The organism is Ralstonia sp. ASV6 (assembly GCF_016429285.1).
Taxonomy (GTDB): domain Bacteria; phylum Pseudomonadota; class Gammaproteobacteria; order Burkholderiales; family Burkholderiaceae; genus Ralstonia; species Ralstonia flaminis.
This window is the reverse complement of record NZ_JAELUI010000124.1, coordinates 1-16,011: the sequence shown is the minus strand read 5'-3', so window position 1 is coordinate 16,011 and position 16,011 is coordinate 1. Positions and strand designations below refer to the sequence as shown.

Below are 16,011 nucleotides of genomic sequence, written 5' to 3'. Positions count from 1 at the left end.
CGTGGGCATGGGCATCTGCGAAGTGTCCGGCAACGTGGAGGACGTGGCCGTGCGCCTGCGCCGCCAGGCCGATGTGTTCGATCAGTTGCGCAGCGCCGCCGACGCCACCATGCGCGGCAACCACGACATTGCCGTGGCCGCGCGCCATGCGCGTGAAGTGGCGTCGCACGCCAGCGAAGAGGTGAGTGGCTCTCGCGCCACGGTGGAGGCCTCGTTGCGCGACATCCGCGAGCTGGCGATTGGCGTGGCCAGCATGGAGCAGCAGATCGCAGCGCTGCGCGAAGCGCTGGTGCAGGTGGCACAGGCGTCTGAACAGATTTCGCAGATTGCCAAGCAGACCAACCTGCTGGCCATCAATGCCGCCATCGAGGCGGCGCGTGCCGGAGAATCCGGTCGCAGCTTTGCCGTGGTGGCCGGTGCGGTCAAGCAGCTTGCCGGCCAGACGGCAGAGGCCACGCAACGCATTGAGACCACGCTGGCGGATTTGTCGGGCCAGACCGATAAGCTGATCGGTGACAGCAGCGCCAACGTGGCGCGCGCCCAGCGTGTGGACACGGGCACACAAGCCATCGGTGCGGTGATCGGTGTGGCCGGCGAGGCCATCGCACGGTTTGATGCCGAAGCCACCAGCATTGCCGATTCCACCGCCGCCATCGAAGACGAGTGCGCCTCGCTGGCCCACGAGGTGGAGGCCATGGCCGAGGGCGTCAAGCAATCGAGCCACAACATCGACAGTGCGCAGCAGCAGTTGTCGGGCTTGCTGGCGGTATCGGAAACGTTGATCCGGCACACGGCCGCCACCGGTGTACAGAGCGCCGATACGGCGTTCATTGATGCCGTGCAGGCGACGGCGCGCAAGATCGGTGCGCTGTTCGAATCAGCCGTCGCGCGTGGTGACATCAGTGAAGGCGACTTGTTCGACCGCGCGTATCAGCCCGTTGCCAATACCGATCCGCCGCAGTATCTGGCGCGTTTCACGGCGTTTACGGATCGCGTGCTGCCAGCGCTGCAGGAGCCGCTACTGGGGCTGGACCCGCGCGTGGTGTTCTGCGCGGCGGTGGATGCCAACGGCTATCTGCCGACGCATAACCTGAAGTTCTCGCAGCCGCAGGGCAGTGACCCTGTGTGGAACGCGGCCAACAGCCGCAACCGCAGGCTCTTCACCGATCGCACCGGCCTGGGCGCCGCGCGCAATACGGAGGCCTTCCTGCTGCAGACCTATCGGCGTGACATGGGCAATGGTGCCTTTGCGATGATGAAGGATGTGTCGGCGCCGATCTATGTCAAAGGGCGGCACTGGGGTGGGTTGCGGATTGGGTACAAGGTGGCGGGGTAGGGCGCGGGGTCTGCTTCGGAAAGATGCATGGATGGGGGTGGGAACCTTGCCGATGGCGTTCGGAACCTTATGGGTCGTAGTTCGGAACCTGGGCAATGGAGTCTGGAACCCTTTTGATGGGGTTCGGAACTTCAAGCGCGGCGTTCAGAACCTCACCCGTGGTGTTGGGGAACTTCGCCAGTGGCGTTCTGAACCTCATCGGTGGTGTTCGGAACCCCGTCAGTGGAGTTCTGAACCTTGTTGATGGAGTCCGGAACTTCAATCCGTGGTGTTCTGAACCCCACACGTGGCGTTCAGAACGTCGTCGATGGGGTTCTGAACTTCCCTCTGGGGGCGTAGGGTGCTGATTGGCACTAGTGATGTGTCCCCCGTTTCGTCCCCTGCCGGGGCCGACTCACTTTCTCTGTCTTGCCAGAGAAAGTAAGCAAAGAGAGGCGCGCCCGAGATGGCGACTTCCCCTTGAATTTCCGTAACCGGGCGGAGACGGGGAAAACTCGCTGCGCTCAAACAGCTCCCCGTCTTTTTTCCGCCCGCTTACACAAATTCAAGGCGCCATCTAGGGCAGGAACGTCAAAGGACAAACCATCGCGGCGCAGGGGTTTGCGCTGCGATGGTTTCTTTTGGGGCTTGGGTGTTGGGCTTAGTGCTTGCGCGTGCCCAGGATCACCAGCACTGCTGCACCCAGCTCCAGTACGGCTACGAAGTACAGCCCCGCCGACAGGTGGCCCGTGCTCGTCTTCAGCCAGCCGATCATGTACGGCGCCACGAAGCCGGCCAGGTTGCCGATCGAATTGATGAGCGCGATGCCGCCAGCGGCTGCGGTACCGGCCAGGAACACGGCTGGAATCGACCAGAACACCGGGAACGCGGCCAGGATGCCGATGGCCGCCACGGTGAGTGCAACCAGCGCCAGCACCGGGGTGCCCAGCGTTGCACCCGTCGCGATCAGGCCCGCGCTGGCGATGATGGCGGCGATGGCGCAGTGCATGCGGCGTTCACCCGTGCGGTCTGAATGCGCGCCGTTCCACACCATCGCAATTGTGCCGGCGATAAACGGAATGGCGCTGATCAGCCCGATGTGGAAATTGCCCTGCACGCCCAGTTCCTTGATGATCGACGGCGTCCAGAACGCGATGGTGGCGTTGCCGCTGACCACGCAGAAGTAGATTGCTGCGCAGATCCACACACGGGCGTTGGACAGTGCCGCGCCAAACGAGGCGTGCTTGGCGGGGTCGCGGTTTTCTGCGTCGATGGCGCGGACGACGGCCTCCTGTTCAGCGGAGGAGAGCCACTTGGCCTGGCGCGGTGTTTCAGGCAGCCAGGCCAGCACGGCAAAGCCGGCCAGCACCGAAGGAATGCCTTCGAGCAGGAACAGCCATTGCCAGTTGGCGAGGTGGCCCACGCCTTCCATGGTGCTCATGATGAAGCCCGCCACCGGGCCACCCACCACGCCCGCAATCGCAAACGAGGTCATGAACAGGCCATTGATGCGCGCGCGGTAGGCCGACGGGAACCAGTACGTCAGATACAGCACCACGCCCGGGAAGAAGCCCGCTTCAAAAATGCCCAGCAGAAAGCGCAGCGCATAGAACGAGGCCGGCGTTTTCACGTAGATCATCGCCATCGAGGCCAGGCCCCAGAGGATGGTGATGCGCGCCAGCGTCTTGCGTGCGCCGATCTTCTCCAGCAGCAGGTTGCTCGGCACTTCAAACAGGAAGTAGCCGATGAAGAAGATGCCGGCACCCAGGCCGTACACCGCTTCGCTGAACTGCAGGTCCTGCAGCATCGACAGCTTGGCAAAGCCAACGTTGACGCGGTCGATCCACGCAAGGATGAACAGGAAGACCAGGAACGGCACCAGCCGCCAGGTGATGCGGCGGTAGGTGGCGTCCAGTGCGGTGCCGTGGGGTGGGCTGCTGGCCGGGTCCGTGCGGTCGGCCGGCAGGGCTTGGGTTTGCGACATGGTTTCCTCCAATAGCGTGCAAGGGCGTCTGCGCGTTGTTGTCAAAACGCAGGCGTGAGTGGGGCCGGACGCGTCTGTAGCGCGCCTTGTCTTCGTGGCTTAGAGAACCGCCTGCGTGGCCCGGACGCCGGCGGGGAAGGTGCTGTCTAGTCGATCACCGCAGCGCAGCCTCCACCGCCCGGCCGACGCGCAGGATGCGCGCATCGTCATTGGCGAGACCGCACAGCGACAGGCCGACCGGCAGCTCGCCGGCGGCATGGGCAGGCAGCGTCAGCGCGCAGCCGTCCAGGAAGTTGATGACACTCGGGTTGCGCAGCGTCAGTGCATTGGTGCGGAAGAACTGGGCGTCATCCGCTTCGAGCGGTGCCACTTCCGGCGGCACGATGGCTACCGTCGGCATCAGCCACGCATCGAAGTTGCCCAGGCGCTTGCGCGCTGTGGCGATCATGCGCTTGCGTGCGTCCAGCACGTCGATGTAGGCGGCGGCGCCCATCTGTTCACCACGGCGGATGCGTGCGGCTACGCGCTGGTCGTATTGCGCCTCGGCACGTGCCAGCACCGGGCGATGCCATGCCCAGGCTTCCGCCGCCGTGAGGCCGCCACCGCCGTTGATCTCGGGCAGTTGCAGCAGTTCGGGAAAGTCGAAGCGCACGATATGCGCGCCCGCACGTTCGAGACGTTCCACGGCGCGGTTGAATGCCTTGGCGACGACGTCGTCGAGATCCGCCCCCACGTAGTCCTGCGTGATGCCGAAGCGCAGGCCGGCCAGCGGTACTGCATCCGTGTCGAGCGTTTCACCGCTCAGGATGGCATCGACGATGGCGCAGCAATCCACCGAGTTGGTCAGCGGCCCACCCGAATCGAGCGAGGTGGACAGCGGCACGCCGCCCGTCATCGGGACGCGGCGCGCGGTGGGTTTGAAGCCGGTCAGATTACAGAAGGCCGACGGAATGCGGATTGAGCCGCCCGTGTCGGTGCCCAGGGCCGCCACCGCCATGCCACCCGCCACCGTGACTGCGCCGCCCGAGGTGGAGCCGCCCGCCGCGCGCGTGCCGTCTGCCGGCGTGCGCGGCGTGCCGTAGTGCGGGTTCAGGCCCAGGCCCGAGAACGCGAATTCGCTCATGTTGGTGCGGCCGAGCAGCACCGCCCCGGCTGCGCGCAGGCGTGCCACTGCTGCGGCATCCGCGGTGGCTGCCGGTCGGTGCGCCAGCGCACGCGAGCCTGCAGCCGTCACCTGGCCCGCCACATCAAACAGATCCTTGATCGACACCGGCAGGCCCGCCAGCAGCGACGGCACGTTGCCCGCCGCGCGGGCGGCATCAGCGGCGCGCGCCATGGCGAGCGCCGCTTGCGCGTCGATGCTCACATAGGCGGCGCCACCGGCAGCGCGATGCGATTCGGCACGCTGCAGCGCGGCCTCCGTCAGCGCGACGCTGGTGGTGCGGCCGCTGGCGAGTTCAGCGGCCAGGGCGCGGATCATGTTCGGGCGGGGCGTCATCATGCGGGGAGTCTCCGATGTTTCCGATGAGGTGGGGCGCTTCAGCCTTCAACAGGCAGCGTGTCGACAGCATAGCGATGACGCAGCTCGCTGCCCGACACGGGGTCGATCAACGCCATGTCAAAGGCCTCGCCAAAACCGAGTTCGCCGATGATGGGCTGCGTGCCGCAGAACATGGCGGTGCCCACCGGCAGCGTGTCGGCACCGGTGTAGCGGCGGATCAGGTCGCGCGGGTCGAGCATGCGCGTGACGCTGCCTTCCTGGTACAGCGCGGTTTGGCCGTCGCGGGTGCGCCAGGTTTTCATCTGCAGGCGGTCCCAGTGGTCGGCCAGCGCTTCGAAGCGCCACACGTCGCGGCTCACGGGCTTGGCGCACATCTGCTTGGAGACCGTCACGCCATAGGCTTCGACCTTGCGGTCGGTGTGATCCGAGCCGATGCCGACCAGCAGGCCCATCGGCGTGGAATACAGCACGAACTCCGCTTCGCCCGACGAATCGGCACCGGGGATCTCCACCCGCGCATCGGTGGTCAGCAGCGAATGCGATACGCGATAGAAGCACGGCACACGCGCCGGGCGTGCCACGCCAATGGCTTCCAATTCGGCGATATGGTGTTCGACGGCTTCGGCATCGCGGCCGGTCCAGCCGGCAATGACGAGGTGGTCGACGGTCACGTCAATGGGGCCGTGGCCGATCAGGTTCAGGTGCAGCGTGGTCATGCGGTATCCGGGAAAGACAGGGGGGAACGGGAAATCAGAGCGTGCGGATGATCGTGCGGCGGAACTCGTCGATGTGCTCGCGGATGGCCTCGCGCGCGGCGGGCACGTCGCGGCGTTCCAATGCATCGAGCACGGCGAGGTGCTCGTCGTACACGTTCTGCAGGTGTTGCGGCTCCGATAGCGAGAGGAACCAGAAGCGCGCCTGCTTTTCATGCAGACCGCGCAACAGTTCGGCCAGCACGCGGTTGCGCGAGGCGGCCGAGATTGCGAGGTGGAACTTGAGGTCCAGCGCCGCCAGCGCGGCAATGTCGCGGTGCTCGATCAGCGCGGGCGATGCATCGACGATGGCGCGCATGGCCTCAAAGTCGGCCGGGTGGGCGCGCTCGGCGGCCAGCGTCACGCAGAGGATCTCGTTGGTCGCGCGCACCTCAATCATGTCGAGCACGTCGTTGAGCGACAGCGGCGTCACCAGCACGCCCTTGCGCGGCAGGATCTGCACCAGGCCTTCCACTTCCAGGCGATGCAGGGCCTGGTGGACCGGGGTGCGGCCCAGACCAAGCAGCGTGCCGAGCTGCGCCTCGTTGAGCGGCTCGCCGGGGCGGAATTCACACGCCATGATGCGGCGCTTGATCTCGCCGTAGGCAAGCTCGCGCAGGGCAGCGCCCTTGGGGGCATGCGCGGCGGGTTCGGCAGCGAACGGCGCGGGCGCTTCAGCGGTAACAAGCTTGATCGGGCGCGACATGAGGGGGTCTCGTGTTCCGTAAAAGTCGAGTGATGGTATTGTGATATATCACTGAGCGTCAAGGCACCCACACGCCACATTGGCCTAGGGATTGCCCTGATCCGGCACGCTCTGGTTGTCTCTGATATTTGTTATAGACTGCAACAAATTTCACGGAGACAGCCATGAAGATCGCCATCATCGGCGCGGGCATCGGCGGGCTCACGCTCGCGTTGATGGCCGAGCGCCAGGGCTTCGAGGTCGAGGTGTGGGAGGCGGTGCAGACGCTGCGTCCGCTGGGCGTAGGCATCAACCTGCTGCCGCACGCCGCGCGCCAATTGTGCGAGCTGGGGCTCGAAGACACACTCAGTGCGTTGGCGATCCGCACCTCCGCGCTGGCTTACTACAACCGTTTTGGTCAGCCGATCTGGCACGAGCCGCGTGGGCTGGCGGCAGGCTATGACTGGCCGCAGTTCTCCATCCACCGCGGTCAATTTCAGATGGCGCTGGCTGATGCCGTGAGTGAACGGCTTGGGCCCGATTGCATCCGGCTCGGTCACAGCGTTGATGCCATCCAATCGACGGGTGAGGGTGGCGGCCCGGTGCGCTTCACGTTACGCGATCGCGCCAACGACACGCTCGTCGAATCGTCGGCCGACGTGCTGATCGGTGCCGATGGCATCCATTCTGCCGTGCGCCGCCAGTTCTATCCGACCGGTGACGCACCGCGCTTTGCGAGTCGCATGCTCTGGCGTGCCACCACGGAAGCCGCACCCTACCTCGATGGCCGCACCATGTTCATGGCCGGCCATCAGGACCAGAAATTCGTCGCCTACCCGATCTCGGAGCCACTGCGGCAGCAGGGCCGCTCGCTCATCAACTGGATTGCCGAGCTGCGCGTGCCCGACGAAGCGCCGCCGCGCAGCGACTGGAACCGCGAGGTCGACCGCGCCATCTTCCGCAGCGCCTTTGCCGACTGGAAATGGGATTGGATCGACATTCCCGCGCTCATCGACGGCGCGCAGGCGGTGTATGAGTTTCCGCTGGTCGACAAGGACCCGCTGCCGCGCTGGACCTTCGGCCGCGTCACGCTGCTGGGCGACGCAGCGCATCCGATGTATCCGATTGGCTCGAACGGCAGCGCGCAGGCCATTCTCGATGCGCGTGCGCTGGTCGAGTGCCTGCTCGCCACGCGCGACACCGGCATCGCCCTGCGTGAGTACGAAGCCGATCGCCTGCCGCGCACGGCCGGCATCGTGCTGCGCAACCGGCTGAACGGCCCGGAGCAGGTCATGCAGCTCGCACACGAACGCGCGCCGCAAGGCTTCGCTCGCATCGATGACGTGATCCCGCGCGCCGAGCTGGAAGGGATTGCGATGCGCTATAAAAAACTGGCCGGCTTTGATCCGCAATCGCTGCGTGACCAGCCGTCGATGCCGGAACGCACACGCGTACCCGCCTGACCCAACACCGCCGGAACACCAGAAGAGGAGAGGAGACCCATGATCATCCGCCGCACTATCTGCGCCACTGCCGCGCTCTTGCTCGTGACTGCCGCCCATGCCGAGATCGTCATTGGCGTGAGCCTGTCGACCACCGGGCCGTCGGCCTCGCTCGGCATCACGCAGAAGAACTCGCTGACGTTCTATCCGGACGCCATCGGCGGCGAGAAGCTGCGGTTGGTGCTGGTGGATGACGCCTCCGACCCGAGTACCGGTGCACGCATGGCGCGCAAGCTGGTGACGGAGGACCACGTGGACCTGATCGTCGGTTCGTCCGCCGTGGCGCCGTCGATAGCAATTGCGGAAGTCGCCACAGAATCGCAGACGCCGCAGTTGTCGCTCGCCCCCGTGGAGCTGAAACCGGGCAAGGGCGATTGGACGTATCGCCTGGCGCAGCCGATCTCGCTGATGGCCGAGGCGATTGCCGCGCGCATGGCGTCGAGCGGTGTCAAGACCGTCGGCTTCATCGGGTTTGCCGATGCGTACGGCGAGAGCTGGTTGAAGGACTTCACCGCCGCCGCCACGCCAAAGGGCCTGAAGGTGGTGGATGTGGAGCGCTATGCGCGCGCCGATACCAACGTGACCGGGCAGGTTGCCAAGCTGATCAGCTTCAAGCCTGATGCGATTCTCGTGGCGGGTGCTGGTACGGGCGCCGCGCTGCCGCACACTTCGCTGCGTGATCGCGGCTATGCCGGGCCGATCTATCAGACGCATGGCGCTGCCACCAAGGACCTGATCCGTATCGGCGGCAAGGCCGTCGACGGGGCGATCCTGCCGGCCGGGCCGGTGATCGTGGCCGAGCAGTTGCCAGACAGCCATCCGAGCAAGAAGACTGCGCTGGAGTACGTGACGCGCTACGAAAAGGCCTACGGGCCTGATTCGCGCACGCAATTCGGCGCCCACACGTGGGATGCGCTGCAGGTGCTCCAGCGCATCGTGCCGGTGGCGCTCAAGACGGCCAAGCCGGGCACGCCGGAGTTCCGCCGCGCGCTCAAGAACGCGTTGGAAACCGAGCGCGACATCGTCGTCTCGCACGGCGTGCTGAACTACACGGCGGCCGACCACTTTGGCTTTGACGCGCGCGGCCGTGTGCTGCTGACCGTGGATCACGGCAAGTGGAAGCTGCTGCCCGCCGATCAAGCTGTCGTGAAGAACTGAAGTTCTTCTCAGTTCATGGCTGACGGGCACGCGGCCAACGATAATCGACGGATTCCGTATGCCTGACGCCACCATGCCGCGCCATCCCAGAGCCGACGATTTGTACCCAGCCGTTGCTGAATCCGGTCAGTTCAATCCGCATATCGCGGACGTGGAGTACGGCGCGCTCGACGGGTTGATCGGCTATGCGGTGCGGCGTGCGCAGTTGCATATCTACGAAGATTTTGTGCGCTCGCTGCAGGCGTGGAACATCACGCCGCCGCGCTTCTCGGCCATGACCGTGATCGCGCACAACCCCAATCTCAAGCTGACCGAGCTGGCCAACATCCTGGGGGTGGCGCGCTCCGGTGCGGTGCTGCTGGTCGATACGTTGGAAGCCATGGGCATGGTCGAGCGGCAGCCGTCGCCGACGGACCGGCGTGCTTTCCGGCTGGTGCTGACGGCCAAGGGCGCGACCACGCTCGACGAGATTACGCGCGCGGTCACCGCACACGACGCCCGTGTGACGGCCCATCTGTCCGGTGAGGAGAAGCAGCGCCTGCTGGCGTTGCTCAACAAGTTGGCATCGGGACCAGATGCCGGTTGATGCCGCCTGAATGAAAACGGCCCGGGGTTTGAACCGATTTCGGGCCGCAACATCGTCTTTGGGTTGGCTTAGAGCCGCTAACAAAACCCTCCTGGCGTCGTTACGCCTCCTTGCCGTACTTCTTGTACTGTCTGCGTCGGCGCGCCTAGCCAGGACCGCTACGCTGGGTTTTGTTAGCGGCTCTTAGCGCTTGTCTGCGTCGATAGCCTTTTGCCAGAGGTCTTTGTCGGGCGGGTAGAGCGAATCGAAGTGTTCGCGCAGTGTGCAGATCTCCTGCACGATCTCGAACGGAAAGCCCTGGCGGCCACCGCGGTCATCGATCTGCAGGCTGTCGAGGTAGCGCCGGCAGCCAATGAAGTCGACCCATTTGGCGGCGATGGTGTTGATGATGCGCGGGAATTTGCGGCCGAGCTCAATCGGCCGGACCCCCTCCGGCAAGGACGCAAGCCAGCGGATGGCATCGCGGTTGAGCGCGAAGTCATCGGGTTTTGCTTCTTTGCGTTGGGACACGGGATCGTGAGTCATGTCGGATGCACTTCCATGGGACTTAGTGTACGCCGCCATCGGCCCGATCGGCAGCCCGACGGGCGTGGGTCTTGACGCACCACCTGTTTGATTCGACCGTTGCGCACGCCGACGTTCCCCCGGTGTTTCCGGTTCGAGGCGCGCTACGCGCCGCCTGATCCAGTCTTACCCTCAAGTTTTGTGCAGGGCTGCCGATAAGCCAAGCGCGGTTTGGTTCATTGGTGGCCCCGAGCATCCACCTGGGTCGTAGACCCGAATGGCCAAAACGACGTCAGTGTCGGCTGACGTGCCGCATCCCTATTTCAATCAAAACCGGACTTCGAGCCGAGGCGGGCAGGGTATGAAGCGAATCGATGCGAACCAATTGCGTGTCGGTATGTTTGTGATGAAGCTGGGTGGGTCCTGGCTGAAGCATCCGTTCTGGCGTTCGCAGTTTCAGTTGTCGCACCAGGGCCAGATCGATGACATCCTCAAGGCGGGGATCACCGAGATCTGGATCGACCCAGAGCGCGGCGAGGACATTGTTGCTCAGGGCCTGATGCCCAAGCTGGCACCGGTTGCCGCACCCGAGCCCGAACCGCTCACGCGCGAGACCCTGGCCGCCCGTCCGCCGATCACGCCCACGTCGCTCAAGGAAGAGTGGCAGCACGCCCAGAAGCTGATGCAGAACGGCAAGGCGACGCTCGGCCACATGTTTGCCGAAGCCCGCATGGGCCGTGCACTGGAGACCGACAAGGCGCTGCTGCTGGTGGACGACGTGTCCAACTCGCTGGCGCGTAACTCTTACGCACTGATCGCCCTGGCGCGCCTGAAGAACAAGGATGACTACACCTACCTGCATTCGTTTGCCGTCTGTGCGCTGATGGTGGCGCTGGCGCGCACGCTGGGCCTGCCGGAAGACGAGATCCGCGAATGCGGCCTGGGTGGTCTGGTGCATGACATCGGCAAATCTGCCATGCCGCGCACGCTGCTCGACAAGAGCACGGCGTTGACCAAGGATGAGCTGGCGCTGCTGCAGACCCACGCCGTGGGCGGCCATCACCTGCTGTTGGGTACCGGCCAGTTCAGCGAGATCGCACGCGAGATCTGCCTGCACCACCATGAGCGTATCGACGGCAGTGGCTATCCCGATGCTCAGAAAGCCGACGGGATCAGCCTGTGGGCCAAGATGGGCGCCATCTGCGACGTGTACGACACGCTCACCTCCAGCAGCCCGTACCACCATGCGTGGTCGCCAGCGCAGGCGCTCAAGTACATGATGGCCCGCACCGACACGCAGTTCGATCGCACGGTCTTCCAGGCCTTCACGCGCAGTGTGGGTATCTACCCGGTCGGCACGCTGGTCAAGCTGCGCACCAACCGCCTGGGTGTCGTCGTCAACCAGAACGAGGCGTCCGCCCTCAAGCCGGACATCGTGGTGTTCTATTCCGGCAATACCAAGACCCGCGTGCGCCCCGAGCGCATCAGCCTGGGCAAGTCGGACGATTCCATCGTTACCGTGGAAGATGCCACCACCTGGGGCCTGTCGGACGAGGAAGTCTCCGACATGTGCTTAGTCTGAACGTGAACCGAAGCGCCGCCCAAGTGCGGTGCTGTTCATTTGGCAAGCCCCTTCAGTTTTTGTGTCTTTTTCTTAACACGGTCTTCAATAAACTTCATGTCGCACCCCTCTAAAGTGGGGTACCGTTGAGTCGTTGATTTTTACGTTGTTGATCGATTGCCACAAAGAGCAACGGCAGCAACCTGTCAAACAAACGATTCGGTCTTCCGGGGGGTGACATGAACGTTTCCAACATGCTGCATGCGGTCTCGGACTGGGCAATCCGGTCGCGGGCCTTCAATGTCACGCAATCGGTTGCGCACCATCGCACCGAGAGCGATGCACTGTCGCACTGGAAGCTCGATATCTGGCACAAGAGTGTGCCGTTCCTGTTCGAGGGCGGGCTGGCCGAGCCCGCGCACCAGCTGTTTCCCAAGCATCTGGCACACGCCGATTGGGTGGACGATCTCCATCACCATCTGAGCCAGCTGGTGGGCGTGCGCCGCGAGCAGTGCCAGATCGACATCCGTGCGGTGACGGGGCTGGCGCAGTCGCCGTGCTCGGTGCACTCGTTTCCGAGCATGCTGGTGTTTGCGCATCAGCATTGCCGGCGCATTCCGCACAGCACCGGTGCCGACTTTGCCGCCAACAAGCGCCACGTGTTCCGCTACGCGGATCAGACCAACGTGTTCCGTGCCTATGACTTTGCGGGCGGCGAACTCTTCTTCATGAACGAGTGGGGCGCGCACCATTTCGCCGCGCTGGCGCTGCAGGCACGCACGCAGAATCGCGTGTTGCTGGTGGATGCCGAGGTGCGCCATGCGCGGTCTGCGCTGGGGCTGCGTCGGCTGCTGGATGGTTTCCACGTGATCGCCGCGCGCCGCCAGGGGCAACAGCGCTATGGCACGCGCTTGTCGGAAGCGCTCGCCAGCCACCAGGTGCCGCATCGCTGGATGCACGGCCGCCGCGAGACCGAGGGCTTCGAACTGTGCTTCCTGCCCCGGTCTGACCGATTTGCCAACTGCGTGGGCGAGCAACTCGTGCGCGACGGCTGGTTCGACTACGGCGCGTGGCTGGCCAACCTGCACGATGCGACGGAAGTGGGCATGCCGGCCCAGCGTGCCGAGACTGCACGCAAGGCCCGCTCGAACTGGAAACGCGTGCCAGTGCCGAGTCTTGGCATGCCGACGGGGCTTGCACCGGGCTTTGCGCACACGCGCCTGTAATACAGAGGCACTACGCTCGCGGGTTGTTCTGCCCTCCGCCTGACGGATTGCTGAATCCGGCGGCTGGTGTCAGAATTCGCAACTTGGTTGCATTGAGGTGCGCAATGTGTGATGACACGGCGTACCCGCTCCCGCGTTTCCTGACCGTGCGTTCCTTCCGCTCCTCCTTCCTGCATCTGCGCTGGCTGGCTTGCCTGCTGGCCGTGCTGCTGCTGTTCGGTCAGCAGGGCGCGTTGCGGCATGCGCTGTCGCACTGGGGCGAAGAGACACCGCTTGAGCTGAGCGTTACGGCCAAGTCAGCCGGTGCCGAGCGCAGCAACCAGCCCGCCCAGGAACACGCTGCCTGTCTGCAGTGCGCCGCCTTTGCTGCGCTTGCCGCGGCGTTGCCGGTTCTGCTGCTATTGCGTTTGCGCAGCACGCGGCGCTGGCACTTCCCGCATTTCGGCTTTCGCGCCGCGGCGCCGGTCTTTTCGGTGGCCGTCTGTTCGCGCGATCCACCGGTCAGCCTTTGATTTTCGACTTGCCTGTCGGCCTGCGCGCTGTGGTGTTGATGCATGCGCGGGCCGCCGTTTGACGCATTCGCTCGATTCAAAGGTCTTTCCATGATTCCGTTCCAGCCTGCCAAGCTGGTGGTGGCGCTTGCCGCCGTGCTGCCATCGTTCGCCTCCGTTTCCGCTCTGGCTCAAGAAGCCACGGCACAAACGCCTCCAGCCAAGAGCCCCGCCACCAATGCCGCACCTGCCACGTCAGCGGCACCGGCCACCAACGTGCGCGATCTCAGCGAAACCCGCGTCACCGCCAAGCGCTTGGATGCGGCACGCAATGCGCTGTCGCCGGACACCGGCAGCTCCGTCTACAAGTTTGATACCGACGACATTGCCCGCCTGCCCCTGGGCGATGCCACGCCTCTGAACCAGGTGCTGCTGCAAGCGCCGGGCGTGGTGCAGGATTCGTACGGCCAACTGCACGTGCGCGGCGATCACTCCAACCTGCAATACCGCATCAACGGCGTGATCGTTCCCGAGCCGATCAGCGGTTTCGGGCAGATGCTCGACACGCGCTTCGCCAGCCAGATCAACGTGCTGACCGGCGCGCTGCCAGCGCAGTATGGCTATCGCACGGCGGGCATTGTGGACATCACCACCAAGGGCGCTTCCACCGATGAAGACGGCGAGCCCAAGGCCTTTGGCGGCGAGATCGGTACCGTGCTCGGCAGCAACGCCACGCACGAGGTCAATGCGCAGATCCACGGCACGAAAGACCGCTTCAGCTATTACCTGTCGGGCGTGTTCGCCGAGAACAACCTCGGCATCGAGAACCCCACGGGCAACCGCAACGCCACGCACGACCACACCACGCAGAACAAGTCGTTCGGCATGCTGTCGTACCTGCTCGATAACGACAGCCGCGTGAGCTTCATGTTCGGCTCGTCCAACGGCCGCTTCCAGATCCCGACGCGACCGGGGCTCACCCCGCAGTTCACGCTCGACGGCGTGGTGCCGCCGGCATCGGAAGCGCTCAATGCCAATCAGCGCGAGAAGACCGATTTCCAGATCCTGACGTATCAGCAGAAGGTGTCGCCCAAGCTGGACTACCAGGTGTCGGTGTTCCGCCGCTCCAGTCGGATCGATTACACGCCCGATCCGATCGGGGACCTCGTCTACAACGGCGTAGCGGCAGACCTCACGCGCCGCAACGAGGCCTACGGCCTGCAGGGTGACGCGAGCTACAAGCTCAATGACAAGCACACGCTGCGTGCCGGCGTATTCGTGCAGCGCGAGCGCTTCGGCACCGACAACACCTCCAGCGTGTTCCCTGCGGACGACACCGGCGCGCAGACCAGCGGCACGCCGTTCACCGTTGTCGATAACCACAGCGGTACTGGCACGACGATGGGCGTCTACCTGCAGGACGAGTGGAAGCCGACCGACAAGCTCACCGTCAACTACGGCGCGCGCTATGACCACGTCAACACCATCGTCAGCGAGCAGCAGTTGAGCCCGCGCGTGGGCCTGACCTATGACCTGACGTCGCGCACCCGCGTGCATGCCGGTTACGCGCGTTACTTCACGCCGCCGCCGACCGAGAAGTTTGACAGCACCTCGGTGGCGAGCTTCCTCGGCACGACCAATGCACTGCCGTCGGATGCCAACACGGCGGTCAAGTCGGAGCGCTCGAACTACTTTGACCTGGGTGTCTCGCACCAGCTGACGCCGCACCTCACGGTGGGCCTGGATGCGTACTACCGCGACGTGCGCCACCTGCAGGATGAAGGCCAGTTCGGCAATGCGCTGCTGTACTCGGCGTTCAACTACGACCGCGGCCGCATCTACGGCCTGGAAGGCAGCGCCAACTATCGCAACGGCAACCTGGGTGCGTATGTGAACGTGGCGGTATCGCGCGCACAGGGCAAGGGCATCGAGACGGGTCAGTTCAACTTCGGTGCGGATGAGCTGGCCTTTATCAACAGCCACTGGGTCAACCTGGACCACGATCAGCGCCTGACCGCTTCGGCCGGCGTGTCCTACCTGTACGCGGGCACGACTTACACCAGCGACGTGCTGTTTGGCTCGGGTTTGCGCAGCGGCTTCGCCAACACCGATCACCTGCCGGCCTACTGGCAGATGAACCTCGGTGCCGCGCGCGACTTCAATTTGCCGATGCTCGGCAAGTTCAAGACGCGCCTGACCGTGCTGAATATCTTCGACCGCAGCTACGAGTTGCGCGATGGCACGGGCATTGGCGTGGGTGCGCCGCAGTTTGCGCCGCGCCGCACGTTCCTGCTGTCGGTCAGCAAGCCGTTCTGATGGCGCGTGGACGTCCGGGCTCCGACGGGGGAGCTTAAACGTCCGGCACCGGACCGCAAAGGTCCGACGTCGGCTCTCGGGGGTGCGACCACGGAGGTCGATGGGTCCAGCGTCGGACCTTTGAGGTCCGGCGCCGGAGGTCTGAGGTCCGGCGTTGCACCTAAAAGGTGCGTGCGCGGACGTCGGAAGGTCCGACGCCGGAGGTTTGAGGTCCGAAGGTGGACCTCCGAGGGGCGATGCCGGTGCTTCGAGATCCGGCATCACAGGTCAAAGCTCCGGCGTTGCGGGTGCCAGGTGCGGGCACGGGCCTGTCAGTAATTTCGTGTTCAAGGCATAACATGCCCTCAAGGAGGGTTTATGCCTCGCGAACCGAAGACCAAGCCGGTCGAGCTGCCGGCGATTCCAGCCAAGCTGCTTGAGCAGTTCGGCA

At 64.7% G+C, this 16,011-nt stretch carries 13 protein-coding genes; 8 read left to right on the top strand and 5 right to left on the bottom strand.

Annotated elements, in window-relative coordinates; genetic code table 11:
* Window positions 1–1,336, top strand: a 1,336-nt coding sequence (locus JHD73_RS21075) for a methyl-accepting chemotaxis protein (protein ID WP_199032151.1), incomplete at its 5' end; no start/stop codon positions are given.
* A 640-nt stretch (window positions 1,337–1,976) separates the two neighbouring features.
* On the opposite strand, the gene JHD73_RS21070 is transcribed toward JHD73_RS21075, so the two are convergent.
* From JHD73_RS21070 to JHD73_RS21055, 4 genes are all read right to left on the bottom strand, one after another.
* Complete coding sequence (locus JHD73_RS21070; protein ID WP_199032150.1) at window positions 1,977–3,299, bottom strand: MFS transporter; 1,323 nt, start codon at window positions 3,297–3,299, stop codon at window positions 1,977–1,979.
* 154 nt (window positions 3,300–3,453) lie between these two features.
* Window positions 3,454–4,800: an amidase gene (locus JHD73_RS21065; protein ID WP_199032149.1), complete on the bottom strand. Its 1,347-nt coding sequence runs from the start codon at window positions 4,798–4,800 to the stop codon at window positions 3,454–3,456.
* A gap of 38 nt (window positions 4,801–4,838) precedes the next feature.
* Complete coding sequence (locus JHD73_RS21060) at window positions 4,839–5,516, bottom strand: DUF2848 domain-containing protein (RefSeq protein WP_199032148.1); 678 nt, start codon at window positions 5,514–5,516, stop codon at window positions 4,839–4,841.
* 34 nt (window positions 5,517–5,550) lie between these two features.
* Window positions 5,551–6,258 carry a GntR family transcriptional regulator gene (locus JHD73_RS21055; protein WP_199032147.1) on the bottom strand — a complete coding sequence of 236 codons (708 nt, stop codon included), beginning with the start codon at window positions 6,256–6,258 and terminating at the stop codon, window positions 5,551–5,553.
* Window positions 6,259–6,422: 164 nt separating this feature from the next.
* Between JHD73_RS21055 and JHD73_RS21050 the strand changes: the two genes are divergently transcribed.
* From JHD73_RS21050 to JHD73_RS21040, 3 genes are all read left to right on the top strand, one after another.
* Window positions 6,423–7,700, top strand: coding sequence for a flavin-dependent oxidoreductase (locus JHD73_RS21050; RefSeq protein WP_199032146.1), 1,278 nt, complete (start codon window positions 6,423–6,425; stop codon window positions 7,698–7,700).
* Window positions 7,701–7,739: 39 nt separating this feature from the next.
* On the top strand, window positions 7,740–8,897 hold the full coding sequence (locus JHD73_RS21045; protein WP_199032145.1) for an ABC transporter substrate-binding protein: 1,158 nt from the start codon (window positions 7,740–7,742) through the stop codon (window positions 8,895–8,897).
* A gap of 73 nt (window positions 8,898–8,970) precedes the next feature.
* Window positions 8,971–9,483, top strand: a complete 513-nt coding sequence (locus JHD73_RS21040) for a MarR family winged helix-turn-helix transcriptional regulator (RefSeq protein ID WP_199032153.1) — start codon at window positions 8,971–8,973, stop codon at window positions 9,481–9,483.
* A 183-nt stretch (window positions 9,484–9,666) separates the two neighbouring features.
* Here the strand turns inward: JHD73_RS21040 and JHD73_RS21035 are convergent, their stop codons facing one another.
* Window positions 9,667–10,008, bottom strand: a complete 342-nt coding sequence (locus tag JHD73_RS21035; RefSeq protein ID WP_199032144.1) for a hypothetical protein — start codon at window positions 10,006–10,008, stop codon at window positions 9,667–9,669.
* Between the two features lie 340 nt (window positions 10,009–10,348).
* Here JHD73_RS21035 and JHD73_RS21030 point away from each other — a divergent pair, with 340 nt between their 5' ends.
* From JHD73_RS21030 to JHD73_RS21015, 4 genes are all read left to right on the top strand, one after another.
* Complete coding sequence (locus JHD73_RS21030) at window positions 10,349–11,569, top strand: HD-GYP domain-containing protein (protein WP_199032143.1); 1,221 nt, start codon at window positions 10,349–10,351, stop codon at window positions 11,567–11,569.
* Window positions 11,570–11,787: 218 nt separating this feature from the next.
* On the top strand, window positions 11,788–12,774 hold the full coding sequence (locus JHD73_RS21025; protein WP_199032142.1) for a DUF6685 family protein: 987 nt from the start codon (window positions 11,788–11,790) through the stop codon (window positions 12,772–12,774).
* Window positions 12,775–12,878: 104 nt separating this feature from the next.
* Entirely contained in the window at window positions 12,879–13,286 is a 408-nt protein-coding gene (locus JHD73_RS21020; RefSeq protein WP_233177092.1) for a hypothetical protein, read from the top strand.
* Between the two features lie 90 nt (window positions 13,287–13,376).
* Complete coding sequence (locus JHD73_RS21015) at window positions 13,377–15,581, top strand: TonB-dependent receptor (protein ID WP_199032141.1); 2,205 nt, start codon at window positions 13,377–13,379, stop codon at window positions 15,579–15,581.
* The last annotated feature ends 430 nt before the right edge of the window (window positions 15,582–16,011 follow it).